At 73.9% G+C, this 16,053-nt stretch carries 12 protein-coding genes; 7 read left to right on the forward strand and 5 right to left on the reverse strand.

What is annotated here, in order from left to right; translation table 11 throughout:
• The first annotated feature begins 160 nt into the window (after positions 1–160).
• From BJ982_RS28970 to BJ982_RS28980, 3 genes are all read left to right on the forward strand, one after another.
• Positions 161–835, forward strand: coding sequence for a response regulator transcription factor (locus BJ982_RS28970; RefSeq protein WP_184885239.1), 675 nt, complete (start codon positions 161–163; stop codon positions 833–835).
• Complete coding sequence (locus tag BJ982_RS28975) at positions 825–2,345, forward strand: sensor histidine kinase (protein ID WP_184885241.1); 1,521 nt, start codon at positions 825–827, stop codon at positions 2,343–2,345. The genes BJ982_RS28970 and BJ982_RS28975 overlap by 11 nt, the downstream gene beginning before the upstream one ends.
• A gap of 269 nt (positions 2,346–2,614) precedes the next feature.
• Entirely contained in the window at positions 2,615–4,054 is a 1,440-nt protein-coding gene (locus BJ982_RS28980) for a pyridoxal phosphate-dependent decarboxylase family protein (RefSeq protein WP_184885243.1), read from the forward strand.
• A gap of 65 nt (positions 4,055–4,119) precedes the next feature.
• Here BJ982_RS28980 and folP read toward each other — a convergent pair whose 3' ends face one another.
• Positions 4,120–4,968: a dihydropteroate synthase gene (gene folP / locus BJ982_RS28985; RefSeq protein ID WP_184885245.1), complete on the reverse strand. Its 849-nt coding sequence runs from the start codon at positions 4,966–4,968 to the stop codon at positions 4,120–4,122.
• A 108-nt stretch (positions 4,969–5,076) separates the two neighbouring features.
• On the reverse strand, positions 5,077–5,946 hold the full coding sequence (locus BJ982_RS28990) for a LysR family transcriptional regulator (RefSeq protein WP_184885247.1): 870 nt from the start codon (positions 5,944–5,946) through the stop codon (positions 5,077–5,079).
• Between the two features lie 1,065 nt (positions 5,947–7,011).
• Between BJ982_RS28990 and BJ982_RS39835 the strand changes: the two genes are divergently transcribed.
• Together BJ982_RS39835 and BJ982_RS40675 are read left to right on the forward strand one after the other, a co-directional pair.
• Positions 7,012–7,983 (forward strand): neutral zinc metallopeptidase, encoded by a 972-nt coding sequence (locus tag BJ982_RS39835; RefSeq protein WP_311772287.1) that lies wholly within the window; start codon positions 7,012–7,014, stop codon positions 7,981–7,983.
• A gap of 269 nt (positions 7,984–8,252) precedes the next feature.
• Positions 8,253–9,830 carry an LCP family protein gene (locus BJ982_RS40675; RefSeq protein ID WP_184885249.1) on the forward strand — a complete coding sequence of 526 codons (1,578 nt, stop codon included), beginning with the start codon at positions 8,253–8,255 and terminating at the stop codon, positions 9,828–9,830.
• Between the two features lie 30 nt (positions 9,831–9,860).
• Here the strand turns inward: BJ982_RS40675 and BJ982_RS29005 are convergent, their stop codons facing one another.
• Entirely contained in the window at positions 9,861–11,906 is a 2,046-nt protein-coding gene (locus BJ982_RS29005) for a spermine/spermidine synthase domain-containing protein (protein WP_184885251.1), read from the reverse strand.
• 211 nt (positions 11,907–12,117) lie between these two features.
• Between BJ982_RS29005 and BJ982_RS29010 the strand changes: the two genes are divergently transcribed.
• On the forward strand, positions 12,118–13,485 hold the full coding sequence (locus BJ982_RS29010) for a S8 family serine peptidase (protein ID WP_184885253.1): 1,368 nt from the start codon (positions 12,118–12,120) through the stop codon (positions 13,483–13,485).
• 57 nt (positions 13,486–13,542) lie between these two features.
• Positions 13,543–13,773, forward strand: coding sequence for a hypothetical protein (locus tag BJ982_RS29015; protein WP_184885255.1), 231 nt, complete (start codon positions 13,543–13,545; stop codon positions 13,771–13,773).
• A gap of 31 nt (positions 13,774–13,804) precedes the next feature.
• On the opposite strand, the gene BJ982_RS29020 is transcribed toward BJ982_RS29015, so the two are convergent.
• On the reverse strand, positions 13,805–15,304 hold the full coding sequence (locus BJ982_RS29020) for a sensor histidine kinase (RefSeq protein ID WP_203959074.1): 1,500 nt from the start codon (positions 15,302–15,304) through the stop codon (positions 13,805–13,807).
• Positions 15,301–16,032, reverse strand: a complete 732-nt coding sequence (locus tag BJ982_RS29025; protein ID WP_184885257.1) for a response regulator transcription factor — start codon at positions 16,030–16,032, stop codon at positions 15,301–15,303. Before BJ982_RS29025 ends, BJ982_RS29020 begins: the two co-directional genes overlap by 4 nt.
• Positions 16,033–16,053 lie beyond the last annotated feature (21 nt).

The raw sequence follows: 16,053 nt of genomic DNA on the forward strand, positions 1-16,053 counted from the left end.
TGCCCTGAGCCGACGCTGAGACGGGCTGAGAAGGCTCTCAGCCCGGCCGCCGCGCGCCGGCCTTCGCGCTGGTGGCGGGCGGGAGGGGCCGCGCCGGGATTCTCAGCCGCGTCTCAGGGCGGACGCGCCAAGATTGGAGGGACACATCAGGAGGTACCGGATGCGCGTGCTCGTCGTCGAGGACGAGAGGCGGATGGCCGCGGCGCTCAGGCGCGGGCTGGTCGCCGAGGGGTTCGCCGTGGACCTGGCGCACGACGGCGAGGAGGGGCTGCACCTGGCGCGGGCCGGCGACTACGACGTCGTCGTGCTGGACATCATGCTGCCCCGGCTGTCGGGCTACAACGTGTGCAAGCGGCTGCGGGCCGAGGAGAACTGGGTGCCGATCCTGATGCTGTCGGCCAAGGACGGCGAGTACGACATGGCCGACGGCCTCGACCTCGGCGCCGACGACTACCTGACCAAGCCGTTCTCCTACGTGGTGCTGGTCGCGCGGCTGCGGGCGCTCATGCGGCGCGGCGCCCGCCGCCGTCCCGCCGTGCTGCGGGCCGGGGACCTGGCCCTGGACCCGGCCGGGCGGACGGTGACGCGCGGCGGCGCGCCGATCGAGCTCACCCCGCGCGAGTTCGGGCTGCTGGAGTTCCTCATGCGCAGGCCCGGCGAGGTGGTGGCCAAGTCGGAGATCCTGGAGCACGTCTGGGACACCTACGACACCGACCCCAACGTGGTCGAGGTGTACGTCGGCTACCTGCGCAGGAAGATCGACGCCCCGTTCGGGCGCAACGCGTTGCAGACCGTGCGGGGCGCGGGCTACCGGCTGGTGGGCGATGGCGGCTGACACCGCACCCGCCGGAACGCCCGACAGGACGCCCCGCGGAACACCCGACAAGACGCCCACGGGAACGCGCGACAGGACGCCCGCCGAGACGCGCGGCGGTGCGGGGGCGGGGCGCGAGACCGCAGAGGCCGTGCCCGCCGGGGCGGCCGGTCCCGTGCGGCGGTCGCCGCTGGCCTGGTGGCGACGCCAGAGCCTGCGGTTCCGGCTCACCGCGACCGCCTCCGCCGCCCTCGCGGTGGCGCTGGCCGTGGCGGCGTACCTGCTGGTCGGCGTGCTGGGCCGGGCGCTGACGGCCTCCACCGAGGCGATCGCCTACCAGCGGGCCAGGGAGGTGGTCGCGCTCGCCGACGACGAGCGCCTGCCGGACCCGATCGCCGTCACCGACGGCACGATCGTCCAGGTCGTGGACGCCCGGAGGCGCATCACCCACGTCACGGCGGGCGCCGACCGGCTGGTGCCGCTGGCCGACCCGCGCGTGCCGTCCGGCGACCGGGGGCGGATGGTCGACGGCGGCCCGTTCGGCATCCCGGGCCCGCTGCTGGTGGTGGTGCTGCGCGCCGACGACGGCCGTACGGTGATCGCCGCCCGGCCGTTCAAGGACGTCGCCGACAGCCTCACCACGACCGTCCACATGCTGGCCCTGGCCACGCCGGTGCTGCTCGTGCTGCTCGGCGCGGCGACCTGGCTGATCGTCGGCAGGACGCTGCGGCCGATCGCGGCGCTGCGCCGGGGCGCCGCCGAGATCAGCGGGACGGCGCGGGCGCGGCGCCTTCCGGTGCCCGAGGCCCGGGACGAGGTGCACGAGCTCGCCACGACGCTGAACGACATGCTGGCCCGGCTGGAGGCCACCGAGGCGTCCCAGCGCGCGCTGGTGTCGGACGCCGCGCACGAGCTGCGCAGCCCGCTGGCCAGCATCCGCCTGCAACTGGAGGTGGCGCTCGGCCACCCCGACGGGCAGGACTGGCCCGAGACCGCCGAGGGCGTGCTGGAGGACACCCTGCGGCTCAGCAGGCTCGCCGAGGGCCTGCTCACCCTGGCCCGGCTGGACGAGCGGCGCCGCCCGGCGCGGTGGGAGCCGGTGGAGCTCGCCGACCTGGCCCGCGCCATGGCCGGGCGGTACGACGAGGCGGTGGTGACGGTGGAGCGCGCCGAGCGCGCGGTCGTGCGCGGCGACGCCCTCGACCTCGGGCGGGTGCTGGTCAACCTGCTCGACAACGCCGTGCGGCACGCGAGCGCGCGGGTGAGCCTGGATCTGCGGGCGTCGCCGGAGGACGCGGTGATCACGGTGACCGACGACGGTCCGGGGATCCCGGAGCAGGACAGGGAGCGGGTGTTCAACAGGTTCACCCGTCTCGACGGGGCGCGCAGCCGCGACGACGGCGGGGCGGGCCTCGGCCTCGCCATCGTCCGCGAGACCGTCCGCGCCCACGGCGGCGCCGTCCACCTGGAGGACGCCGCCCCCGGCCTGCGCGCGGTCGTCCGCCTGCCGCTCAGCCCCTCCCCGGAGTGACGCGCCTCCACCGTCCACCCCGGCACCCCCGGCCGGCTCGTCCGCCTGTCACTCGGCCCCTCCCGGAGTGACCCTGCGCTCTCTCCGCGGAACGCCCGCGCGGGGCGAGGACCGCGCGTCGACGCGGCCGGGGGCCGTGCGGGGACACCGAGGCCCCCACGTGTGCCCGGTTTGCCGGGACCGGCGTGGTAATGTCCCTCGCCGATCGTGCGGCGGGCCCGTGCCGTCCGGCAGGGCATCCCGCGCCGACCAGTTGAGGGGGAATCGCGTTGCTTCCCGAGAACGGCCGTTCCGCGCAGGACATCCTCACCGAGCTCGCGCGGCTCAGAGGGGACGATCTGGCGGTGCGGGGCGGCACGGTGACCGCCTACGTGTACGACACCGGCCGGCCCGAGGTGCACGACGTGGCGGCGCGGGCCTACCTGGAGATGCTGGAGGTCAACACCCTCGACCCGACCGCGTTCCCGAGCATCGTCGCCCTGGAGCGGCAGGTGGTCGGGTGGGTGGCCGGGACGCTCGGCGGCGGGCCGCACACCCCGGGCATCTTCACCAGCGGCGGCACCGAGTCGATCATGCTGGCGGTGAAGGCGGCCAGGGACACCCGCCCGGTCGCGGGACGGCCGGGCGTCGTGGCCCCGGTGACCGCCCACCCGGCGTTCCACAAGGCCGCGCACTACCTGGGCGCGCGGGTCGTGCCCGTGGACGTGGACCCCGTGACCTTCCGCGCCGACCCCGCCGCCGTCGCCGCCGCGATCGACGCCGACACCGTCCTCGTGGTCGCCTCCGCGCCCTCCTACCCGCAAGGGGTCGTCGACCCGGTGCCGGAGATCGCCGCCCTGGCCGCCGAGCGCGGGGTGCCGTGCCACGTCGACGCGTGCGTGGGCGGCTGGCTGCTGCCGTGGCTGGCCGAGGCCGGGGCCGAGGTGCCGCCCTTCGACCTGTCGGTGCCCGGGGTGACGTCCCTGTCGTGCGACCTGCACAAGTTCGGGTACGCCCCCAAGGGCGCCTCGGTGGTGCTGTTCGCCGACCCGGCGCTGCGCCGCGCCGCGTACTTCGCCTCGGCCGCCTGGCCCGGCTACACGGTGATCAACACGGGCGTGCAGAGCTCGAAGTCGGCCGGGCCGCTGGCCGGGGCCTGGGCCACGCTCAACGCGCTCGGCCGCGAGGGGTACCTGGCGCTGGCGCGGGACGCGCTGGCCGCGGCGCGCCGGCTCGTCGAGGGCATCGGCGCGATCCCCGGCCTGCGGGTGCTGGGCGCGCCGGACGCCTCGCTGGTGGCGTTCACCGGCGAGAACGATGGCGGGGACGGCGTGGACGTGTTCGTGCTCGCCGACGAGGCGCGCCGGCGCGGCTGGTTCCTGCAGCCGCAGCTCTCCTACGCGGGCATCCCGGCCAACCTGCACATCACCGTCACCGGGGTCACGCTCGCGGGGGTGGACGCGCTGCTGGAGGTGATCGGCGCGTCGGCGGAGGCCGCGCGGCGGCGGGGCCCGGCGCGGCTGCCGGACGGACTCGCCGAGATCCTGGCCACGCTGGACCTGGACGCGCTGGACGACGCCGCCTTCGCCGAGCTCGCCGCCTCGGTGGGCGTGGACCTGGCCGGGCCGGGCGGGCCGGACATGGCCGTGGTCAACACGGTGCTCGACGCGCTGCCCGCGGCGAACCGCGAGGCGATCCTGATCAGGTTCCTGTCGGTGCTCTACGGCTGAGCGGCGCACGGTGCTGCACGGCTGAGCGGCGCACGGTGCTCTGTGGCTGAGCGGCCCGCGGCGTCTCAGGCCGGTGGGGCCTCCGCGCGCAGGCGGCGGACGGCGGCGAGCGCGGTCGCGGCGGCGGCGGGGTCGTGTACGCGGAAGACCCGTGCGCCCTGCCAGGCGGAGACGGCGAGCGTGGCCAGGGTTCCGGCGTGCCGCTCCTCCACGGGAAGGCCGCCGAGGGTCTCGCCGACGAAGTCCTTGTTGGAGACGGCGACCAGCACGGGCCAGCCCGTGGCGACCATCTCGTCCAGCCTGCGGCCGACCTCCAGGGAGTGCCGCGTGTTCTTGCCGAAGTCGTGCGCGGGGTCGATGAGGATCGCCTCCGGGCGCACCCCGGCGCGCACGGCGCGTTCGGCCAGGGCCTCGGTGTGCGCGATCACGTCGGCGACCACGTCGGCGTAGGCGATGCGATGCGGCCGCGTCCTCGGGGTCACACCGCCCGCGTGGGCGCAGACCAGCCCGATGCCGTGCTCGGCGGCCACCTCGGCCAGCGCGGGGTCGGGTCCGCCCCAGGTGTCGTTCAGAAGGTCCGCCCCCGCCCGGGCCACGACGTCGGCGACCTCGGCACGGTAGGTGTCCACGCTGATGACCAGCGACGGGTGGGCGGCGCGCACGGCGGCCACCAGGCCGGCGACCCTGCGGATCTCCTCCTCGGCGTCGACCGTGTCTCCGGGGCCCGCCTTGACCCCGCCGATGTCGACGATGTCCGCTCCGGCGCGGACGGCGGAGTCCACCGCGGCGAGCGCGGCCTCGAAGCCGTACGTCCTGCCCTGGTCGTAGAAGGAGTCGGGGGTGCGGTTGACGACGGCCATGACGGCGAAGTCGCCCGGCGGGAACTCGCGGTCGCGCAGGCGCAAAGTATGCATCGCCGCCAGCGTACGCCCGCTGCGCCGCGGGCGGCGCCGGGGAGCGCCGTGGGGAAGATCGGCGTCACCGGCAGGCGTTCCGATTCGCCGGGAACGCTCCAAAATCGACTACATCGCACGCCCGGTCTCCGCCAGGGTCAGGAAATCCTGGGCCACGACGGTGAGCCGCCTGCGCGCGTGCACGAGCGCGATGACCCGCCGCAGCGGAGGGTCCAGGGAGCGCACCACCAGCCCGGCGCGCACCGCCTGGTCGGCCGTCCCCCGGTACCAGAGCAGGGACGCCGAGGCGGTGCGGACCACCGTGTGCCAGCCGCCGCGCTCGTCGGTCTCGGCCGCGACGATGGGCCGCACGCCGTAGGTCGCGAAGAGCTGGTCGAACTCCCTGCGCCGCGCGCTGCCCATCGGGGGCAGGATCAGGCGCATGCCGTTCAGGCGGATCATCGGCACCGTGTCGGGCAGTTCGAGCCCGGGCGGGGAGATGAGCACGATCTCCTGGCGTTCCAGCGGATGGCTCACCAGGTCGGCGGGCACCGGCAGGTCGGTCAGCCCGAGATCGGCGCGCTGCTCGCGGATGGCGTGCACGACGCCGTCCCTGCCGTCGGACCTGACGATCTGCACGCGCACGCCCGGGTGCTCGGCGACGTAGGCGGGCAGCAGGCGTCCCGCCAGGCCGGACTCCAGGGTCGGGGGCGAGGCGATGCGCAGCTCGCCGCCTCCCGTGTGCGTGGTCGTGGCGAGCGCCTCGATTTCGGATACGGCCTCGAGCGCTTCCTTGGCGAGTTTCACCACGCGGCGGCCTTGCGCGGTCACCACCACTCCACGGCCGGACCTGGCGAATAGGGTCATCCCCAGTTCGCGTTCCAGGTCGCGAATGGCCCGCGAAAGGGCGGGCTGGGCGATGTACAAGGACCTGGCCGCGTCGGTCATGGTGCGGTGCTCCGCAGTGGCGACCACATAACGGAGCTGCTGCAGATTCATGGAATCGAAGCTAGGGCAGACAGGTCCGGCGATTCCGGAACATCGCGGAGATCACCTTGGATGATTTCAGAATGTAACCATATACGGCTACATCCGTGACTGCTGAGAATTGAGTAGAGTTCTGCCCTAAATCGCATGAATTGCGGAATCGGTGACAGGGGAGCACGGTCTCGGTCCAGCGTGACCGGGAAGGGGGCAGCCGGAATGTCCACCTACGGGGGCGGCAACGGTCGGGGTCCGAAACCACCACAGGGGGCACCTCATCCCTACACGGGGCCACCCGGCGCGAGGGACTCCCCCGCGCCCCAGGACGCCGGCCACGGCGCGCCGCACCCCGGCCGGGACCCGCTGCGCCCACCCCCCGGGTACCCGCACCAGCCCTCCGGGCACCCGTCTCGGTTCCCGCCTCCCGGCCAGGCGCCGCCGGAGGCGTACGCCGGCCAGGGTTCCCCGGGGACGCACCCGGGCCAGGCCTTAGGAAACCCGTCGTACCCCGGGCGCGCACCCCAGCCGGGCCAGGCACCGTACCGAGGCCAGACGCCGCATCCAGGGCAAGCGCCATATCCGGGCCAGGCTCCACCTCCAGGCCAAGGACCGTACCCAGGCCAGGCGCCGCCGCCAGGTCAGGGGCCGTACCCAGGCCAGGCTCCACCGCCAGGCCAAGGACCGTACCCAGGCCAGGCTCCACCGCCAGGTCAGGGGCCGTACCCAGGCCAGGCTCCACCTCCAGGCCAAGGACCGTACCCAGGCCAGGCTCCACCGCCAGGTCAAGGCCCGTACCCCGGTCAGGCGCCGCCGCCGGGCCACGCGCCGTATCCCGGGCAGGGGCCCGCCGGACCGCCGCAGAGCCCGCCCCAGCAGTACGGGCAGCCCTATCCGCCGCCGGGGGCCGGGGCGCCCCAAGGACCCGGGTACCGACCTCCTTCCCCGGCCGGACGGCCGGCGCCGCCGCCCGGGCACGCCCCCGCGCCGCAAGGCCCCCACGGGCCGCAGGGCGGCTGGGGCGCGCCGGGGTGGCGTCCGCCGCCCAAGCGCCGGTCGAGCGCCGGCGCGGTCATCGGCGGCGTGCTGGGGGCGATCGCGGCGGTGTTCGTGCTGCTGGTGATCGGCGGCGCGCTGCTGGCGAACGCCACGCGGACCAGCACCACCTCCCCGGTGGCCATCCCGACGTACGACTCCGCCACGCCGGAGGCGCGCCCGTCCGCCACGGAGGTCCTGCCGCGGCCGACGCGCGGGACCACCGGCACGGACCGGGACACCTCCACCCGGCCGGACACGACCACGCGGCCGAGCAGGCCGGCGCGCAACACGACGCTGACCCGCAACTCGCTCTACCTGGCCGGGACGCTGCCGCGCACGAGCTGCCGGGGCCGCGCGACCAACGTCTACAACGACGCCCAGCTCAAGGCACTGATCCTGACCACGAGCACGTGCATGAACCGGACGTGGTCCGCCGCGCTCGGCAAGGTGGGCATCCCGTTCTCACCGCCGGGTTACGCGATCACGGCGCGCGGCGGGCGCGGCGCGTGCGGCGACTTCCCGCACAAGGGCGGCATCGTGCCGTACTACTGCCCGCGCAACTCGACGATCTACGCCTCCACCTCGGCGATGGCGGACGGGACCGGCAGGCAGCGCGGGTACGCCTCGCTGTCGAACTGGCACGGGGCGTTCACGGCGATGTTCGCCCACGAGTACGGTCACCACGTCCAGCACCTGTCGGGGCTGGAGGACTCCTGGTGGTCCAAGACGCTGGCCTCGCGGTCCTCAAGCGGCAAGCTCGGGCTCAGCAGGCGGTACGAGCTGCAGGCGAACTGCCTGAGCGGCCTGTGGATGCGGTCGGTGGCCGCGAGCTATCCGATCAACTCGGCGCGCCGCAACACGCTGTACTACTTCTTCTCCAATGTCGGGGACTGGCCGGGCTACCCGCGCGACCACGGCTCTCCGCCGAACAGCGGCCGCTGGTTCCGGCAGGGATACGAACGGGTGAAGACGTTCCAGTGCAACACCTGGCTCGCCCCGGCCTCCACGACATCCTGAGCGGATCCTGAGCCGATCCTGACCTGCGCCCCAGACCCCACCGGGGACGGCTTTGCGTCTGACAGCCGTTCCCGGTGGGCTGACTATCACCCGTCAGGTGACATCAGTCATTAAGCTGCTGGTTACCAGCCGATTCCCCGATATTGCGCTTGCGTCTGTGATGTCCATGTATGGGGGTTAGAATCCTGGGCATCCGTTAACGCGCGGGGGCCCGTCACGGCGTTTCGCCTGATCGACGGCTTGATCCGGAAACGTCATGGGGAGCGCTTGTGACCACGCCGCTTGACCGAACAGGTGAGGAGGCGGTGAACGGCCCGGGCGACCCCGCGTCGAAGCGCGCGGCCGCTCCCCGCTACGCCAAGGCGCCCAGCACCGCCGCCGTCATCGGATGGACGGGCCTGTCGGCCCTCGTCCCCGGCGCCGCGCACCTGCGCGCCGGACGCCGCCGGACCGGTTTCGTCCTCCTCGGGGTCTTCGGCGCGATCCTGGTGGCCGCGCTCGCCTTCGCCCTGATCGTGCGCGCCAACCTGGGGCTGGCCCTGAAGGACAGCACGCTCGTGGTGGTGACCGTCATCGCCGCCGTCGGCGCGCTGGCCTGGTTCGCGCTCGTCCTCACCTCCTACGTCGCCCTGCGCCCCGACCGGCTGCCCCAGAGCGGGCAGGTCGTCTCCGGCGGCGTCGTCGGCGTGCTGTGCGTGACGGTGATGGCGCCGTTCGCGCTGACCGCGAGCAGCATCGTCACCGTGCGGCAGACCGCCAACGCCGTCTTCCCCTCCGACGGCGGCGCGGGCGCCTCGATCGCGCCGGTGAAGCAGGAGGACCCCTGGAACGGCCGCCGCCGGGTCAACTTCCTGCTCGTCGGCGGCGACGCCGCGGGCAACAGGACCGGCGTGCGCACCGACAGCATGACCGTGGCCAGCGTCGACGTCCGCACCGGCAACGCGGTCATGTTCAGCCTGCCGCGCAACCTGCAGTACGTGCACTTCCCCAAGGGCGACCCGCTGGCGGCGCGGTTCCCGAACGGGTTCACCGGCGACTCGGGGCAGGGCCTGCTCAACGAGGTGTGGCAGTACGCCGAGGACCATCTCGGCAAGGGCAAGGGGCCCCAGGAGCTCAAGAACGCCATCGGCCACACGCTCGGACTCAAGATCGATTACTACGCGATCGTCGACATGTACGGTTTCGCCGCGCTGATCGACGCCATCGGCGGCCTGCGGATCCGGGTCGAGCAGGACGTCCCGTGGGGCGGGCACTTCGGGACCGCGGGCACGATCAAGGCCGGCTACCAGCTGCTCGACGGCGAGCACGTGCTCTGGTACGGCCGCTCGCGCGTCAACAGCGATGACTTCTCCCGCATGTCCCGCCAGCGGTGCGTCATGGGCGCGCTGCTCGAACAGGCCACCCCGAGCGTCGTGCTGGCCAACTTCGGCAAGATCGCCAGCGCGACGCGGCACATGTTCCGCACCGACATCCCGCGCGACCTGCTGGAGCACCTGGTGCCGCTGGCGCTGAAGGTCAAGGACGCCAAGACCACCAGCCTGCAGTTCGTGCCGCCGACGATCTGGCCGGGCGCGGCCGACTGGGTGAAGATCCGCCGCCTGGCCGCCAAGGCGCTCAAGGAGTCGGAGCAGTCGCGCCGCCCCACCCTGGCCGCGGGCGCCACCCCCGGCGTCCGGCCGTCCGGCGCCACCCCGGGCGCCACGCCCGCCACCTCGCCGTCCGGAGCCGAGAACGCCACGCCGAGCCCCACCCGCTCGCGCGCCTCGGCCCCCGCCACCCCGCTGAAGACCCCGACCCCGAACGACCAGGGCTCCGCCAAGACCCTCGCCGACGCCTGCGGCTTCTGATCCCGCTGGGCGGCGAGGGCCGACGGGACCTCAGAGCGCCCGTGCGGCGCGCGGCATCAGGGCGAAGGCGCCGAGGTACAGCAGGCCCGCGACGACCAGCAGGCCCTCGTAGCCGATGATCAGGCTGAGGTACTCCAGGCAGCCGCCGAGGATGGCGCCGAGCAGGTTCGCGCCGAACGACACCGTGGCGTCGGCGGTGTCGGCGAACCGCTTGGCGAACACGACGTTCGCCGCGAAGATCGGCAGGAAGGCGATCACGACGGCGAGCACCGCGCGGAGCGGCACGGGCAGGCCGAGCAGCCACGAGTTCGGGACGAACGCCGCGAGCACCAGCCCGCCGAGCAGGATGGCGTACATCACCGGCAGGGACGGCATGCGGAAGCGGCGGGTGACCTCGACCGCGGCGAGCACCGCCACGAGCACGCCCGCGAACACCACCGCGTTGACCACCCAGGTCGTGCCGAACAGCAGCGCGAACCCGGTGACGTTCTTGGTCTCCAGCAGCAGGAACGACACGCCCAGCAGGAACAGGTCGGCGTAGGGGCGCATGCGGCGGAACGGCCCGGCCACGGCCCGGACGGCCACGATGCTGACCAGCAGGATCAGGCCGAGCGCGATCAGGTAGATGGACGGGATGTCGCGCCCGTGCAGGTACAGGAACGGCCGGTCGTCCACGGCCGGGGGCGGGGTGTCGGCCTTGGCGCCCGCCCACTCGGCCGCGCAGCGCTGGGCGGCCTGCGTGACGCCCGCGGTGATCACCGCCTGCCGGCCGGAGCCGACCTCGTCGACGCAGGGCTTGTGGCCGAAGGCGGTCTGCGCGGTGAGCGCGAGGCGGTCCACCAGCCACTGCTCGCGGTAGTAGTTGTACATCGCGAACGCGCCGCCGGGCTTGAGATGGTCGCGGGCGGCGGCCATGGCCTGCTCGGTGAACAGGTAGCTCTCCAGGCGCAGTGAGCTGGCGCCGGAGACCAGGGTGAGCGAGTCGGGCAGCGCGAACAGGATCAGGTCGTACTTCTTGCCGGTGCGCTCCAGGTAGGCGCGGCCGTCGGTGATGTGGGTGGTGACGCGCGGGTCACTGTAGGGCCGGTCGGGGTGGTAGGTGGCGCCGAGCTCGCGCAGCTTGGGGTCGATCTCGACGGCGTCGACGTGCTTGGCCCCCTTGGACAGGGCGATCGCGACGTCGGTGCCGCTGCCCGCGCCGACGATGAGCACGTCGTCGAGGGAGGACGTGGCCGCCCTCTCGTACGGCAGGGCGTACTGGCGCTCCCATTCCAGGCGGTTGGCGGCCGGGATGGCCTGCTGGTGCGGGATGCCGTTGACCGAGATGGTCATGACCGGCACGCCGCCGTACACCGATCGCTCGTAGGTGACCTTGTAGTACGGCGACCACAGCGCGCCCGCGGTCAGGCTCTCGGAGGCGAGCGCCGCGACGACCACCAGCGACGGCAGGGTGACCAGCACGAGGTAGCGGCTGAGCGAGCGCGGCTGCAGCAGCACGCCGTAGGCCACGGCGACGATGACGCCCCAGACGACGGGCGGGGCGCTCGCGAACGACAGCAGCGAGAAGAGGGCGATGCCGGTCAGGCTGCCGATCAGGTCGTAGCGGTAGGCCTCGAGCCGGGGCAGCTCGGGGAAGCACCGGCCGACGAGCTCGGCGGGGCCCATGAGCACCAGGGCCGCCGCGGCGAACACCACCGGCAGGATCGCCCAGGCGGGCGGGCCGCTGGTGGACAGGCTGGTGAAGTACAGCACGCCGTCGGTCTCGCGGTCCACGGTGACCGGGAAGATCAGGACGACCAGCACCAGCAGCGCCAGCACGACCGGCGAGTAGTACGGCTGGGCCTTGCCGCGGCCGACGCGCAGGAACCCGAGCCCGATGCCGAGGAAGGACCCGAGCAGGACGAAGTTCGTGAAATAGCTGAGGTGGACGATGTTGGAGCCCGTCCAGCGGATCAGCGCCAGTTCGAGGAAGAGCATGAAGGCGCTGGCGACCACCAGCCTCGGGCGCACCGGCAGCCGGCGCCCTTCACCGGTTCCGGATTCTGGACGTGACGGCGTGTCGACCTCGGCGATCATGCGTCACAACGTAGTCATCCCGCGCCGTCGGCGGAAGGGATTACGGAAGACCGGACAGGAACGACGAACCCGCGGAGAAATTCGGCCCGCGGTTTCGTGGCGTCTCGCGGTGAAATGCCAATTAGCACGGCATTTCTGCAGGTAGACGAGCCGGACATTGATACAGCACCGTGGTGACGTCCGCTTCTTCGCGATCTCAGGTGGTGACCTCATGCGGGTCCTGATCCAGCTCCGCCCCTCTCCCGACATCGTCGCCGCCGTCGCGGCGCCCGATCTCACCGCGACGACCGCGGACGTCACCGGCGAGCTGCCCGGGGTCGCGCTCGACCACGACTACACCCCGGTGCCGCTCCCCCGCGCCCGCCCCGCCGTCCCCGGCGGCGACCCGCTCTCGCTCAACCAGCCGCTCGACTTCTCCATGGCGCCCGAGGAGGCGTCCGTGCTGGTCAGGGGCGAGATCTCCGACGACGACCGCGCGGCGCGCATGGCGCTGCTGCCCGGCCGCGGGGGTTCGGTCGTCGGCGTCTACGCCGACCCGGTGATCGAGACCAGCCTCACCTGCGGCGGCACCCCGCCGGTCGGCACCTGGCGGGACGTCGAGCGGCTGCTCGCGGTGCCCCGGCTCACCGCCGAGGGGTACGACGGGACGGGCGTGGCGCTCGCCATCTGCGACACGGGCATCAACGCCGCGCACGTCACCCGTCAGATGGGCCGGAGCTTCACGATCGACGCCGACCGGAGCTGGAGCCCCTCCGGCGTCTCGGACACCCCGGGCCGGTACCGGGTCGACCACGGCAGCATGTGCGCCTTCGACGCGCTCATCGCCGCGCCCAAGGCGTCGTTCATCGACATCCCGGTGCTGCTGTCGCGGCGGCAGGGCGACACGGTCATGGACGGCCTGCTGTCCGACGCGATCGCGGCGTTCTCCCACCTGCGCACCGTGCTCGACGCCCAGCCCGCCGCCTCGCGCGCCCTGGTGGTGAGCAACAGCTGGGGGTCGTTCTCCCCGCTGTGGGACATGGCGCCCGGCCAGCCCGGCAACTACTCCGACAACCCCGCCCACCCGTTCAACATCATCGTGGGCAGCCTGGAGCGCGCGGGCGCCGACATCCTGTTCGCGGCCGGCAACTGCGGCGTCGAGTGCAAGGACCGCAGGTGCGCGTTCCCCGCGCGGCCGATCGTCGGCGCCAACTCCCACCCGCAGGTGCTGTCGATCGGCGGGGTCGACACCAAGGGCCTGCGCGTCGGCTACTCCTCGCAGGGGCCGGGGCGGCTCACCGACCGCAAGCCCGACATCTGCTCCTACACCCACTTCGCCGGGTCGAAGGCGTTCGGCCCCGGCACGCCGGACTCCGGCACCTCGGCGGCCTGCCCGGTGGCGGCCGGGCTGGTGGCCGCCGTCCGCACCCGCTGGCCCGCCTCGGCGATCAGCCCCGCCCAGCTCCGCACGCTGCTCTACCGCACCGCCACCGACCGCAGCACCGTCGGGTTCGACTACGACTACGGCTACGGCGTCGCCGACCCGCCGGCCCTGCTGTCCGCGCTCGAACGGCACGCCGACGCGACGGCCAAGGTATGACAAGGGCCCGCCGGGGCGCGCGGGACGGAGCGCCGCGGGGCGCGTAACGTGGAGGCCATGGTCCTGATCACGGTGCGGCTTCCACCGGAGGCGACGCTGGAGCAGGCCGTACACCGGCTCGGCCTGTCGGAGGACGAGGTCGACACCGGTTACGGCCTGGTCCCCCTCGACCCCGACCAGGGCCTGTACGCCTTGCGCGTCACCGAGTCCGCCGGCCACCGCGTCGCCCCCGACGCCGGCGGCCCCTTCTCCGACCCGCCGATCGAACCCTTCGGTCCCCCGCACTGAGCGATACGACGCCTAGGTATTCCGCGCCGGGTCAGTGATGGGCGGGGAGCGCCAGGGTGAAGCGGGCTCCCTCGCCGGGGGAGGTGCGCAGGGTGATGCGGCCCCCGTGCGCCTCGGCCAGGGAGCGGGCGATGGCGAGGCCGAGCCCGGCGCCGCCGGGTCCGGTCCTGCTGCGGGAGGGGTCGGCCCGGTAGAACCGGTCGAACACCTTGCCCGCCTGGCCGGGCGTCATGCCCGGGCCCCGGTCCTCGATCACCAGCACGGCCTCGCCGCCCGCGGTGCCGACGCCGACGCGCACCGGGGTGCCGTCCGGGGTGTGCGCGACGACGTTGCCGACCAGGTTGCTCACCACCTGGCGCAGCCGGGCCTCGTCGCCGAGCACCGGCGCCGACCCCGGCGGCCCGCCGTCCGGGCCGGTCAGCGCGACCTGCCGTCCCGGGGCGAGGGCGCGCAGGTCCAGCCGGGCGTCGGCGGCGAGCGTGCGCAGGTCCATGGGCGCGAGGTCCAGGGCGGGCGCGTCGCCGCCCTCGTCGAGCCTGGCGAGCAGCAGCAGGTCCTCCACCAGGCGGGTCAGCCGCCCGGCCTCGCTCTCGATGCGGGCCATCGCGGGCCCGGCGTCCGGCAGCCCGCCCATGCGGTACAGCTCGGAGAACCCCTTGATGCCGACGAGAGGCGTGCGCAGCTCGTGGCCGACGTCGGCGACGAACCGCCGCAGCCGCGCCTCGGACTCGGTGCGCGCGGCGAAGGCCCGCTCGATCTGGCCGAGCATGCCGTTGAGCGAGGCCGACAGGCGCCCGACCTCGGTGTCCGGGGCCTCGGGGCCGGGCATCCTGCGGCCGAGGTCGCCGGAGGCGATGGCCGCGGCGGTCTCCTCGATGCGCCGCAGCGGGCGCAGCCCGGCCCCGATCGCGAAGCGCCCGGCCAGCGTCAGCAGGCCGAGCAGCGCCGCGCCGGTGACGAGGTAGGTGGCGCGCAGCCGTCCGACGGTGGCGCCGACCGCGTCGAGGGACGCGGCGACCACCACGCCGCCGCCCTGGCCGGGGGAGGTTCGCGTGGCGAACGGCGTTCCGCGCGCGGGCCGGGGCAGGGCGAGCACCCGCCACGCCCCTGCCCCGTCCTTGTCGGGGACGTCGAACGGGCGGCCTTCGGTGCGGGCGACGGCGGCGGCGTCCAGTTTCGGCAGCACGGGACCGCCGCTGCCGCCGGGCAGGCGTGCCTGCGCCCCGAGCGTGCCGTCCGGGGCGAGGTAGGCGACGTACAGGCGGTCGATGAGGTCGAGCTTGGCGGCGAACGCGTTCCCGGCTTCGCCTCCGGATGCGCCGCGGGCCGGCAGGCCGGGCGGGAGTACGGCCGCCACCCGCCCGAACGTGCCGAGCTGGGTGTCGACCCGGCTCACGAGGCCGGCGCGCAGGATGCCGACGACGATGGACCCGCTGAGGAGCAGCCCGGTGGCCAGCAGCGCGCTGGTGATCAGCAGCAGCCGCGCCCGCAGCGACATCCCGCCCCACCGCCGCGCGACCACCCCGGTCATCGGGGCTCGCGCAGGACGTAGCCGACGCCGTGCACGGTGTGGATCAGCCGGGGCCCCGACGCCTCCAGCTTGCGGCGCAGATAGCTGACGTAGGTGTCGACGATGCTGGTGTCCCCGGCGAAGTCGTACTGCCAGACGTCCTCGATGATCCGGGTCTTGGAGACCACGCGCCCCGCCTGGGAGGCCAGGTAGGACAGCAGGCGGAACTCGGTGGGAGACAGCCGCACCGGGACGCCGCCCCGCGCGACCCGGTGGCCCTCGACGTCGATCTCCAGGTCGCCGACGACGAGCGCGGGCGCGTGCGGACGGCCGGTGCGGCGCAGGATGGCGCGGATCCGGGCGAGCAGTTCCTCCAGGTCGAAGGGCTTGGTGACGTAGTCGTCGCCGCCGAGCGTGAGCCCGGTGACCTTGTCCGCGGGCGAGTCGCGCGCGGTGAGGAACAGCACGGGGACCGGAGGGCGATCCAGCTCGCGCAGCCGGCGCACGACCTGGAAGCCGTCCAGGTCGGGAAGCATGACGTCGAGCAGGATCAGGTCGGGCCTGCGGGCGCGGGCGGCCGCGACGGCCTCGGCGCCGGTGGCCGCCGAGGTGACGCGGAATCCGGCGAAGCGCAGCGTGGCCGCCAGCAGCTCGCGCACGGTCGGCTCGTCGTCCACGACCAGCAGCCGCTCCCCGGCCCCGCGCGCCACGGGCTCGTCCTCGCCGGGCCCCCGCCCGTCCTGGTCCATCGTCGTCTTCCCCTCCGTGGT

It is taken from the genome of Sphaerisporangium siamense (assembly GCF_014205275.1).
Classification (GTDB): domain Bacteria; phylum Actinomycetota; class Actinomycetes; order Streptosporangiales; family Streptosporangiaceae; genus Sphaerisporangium; species Sphaerisporangium siamense.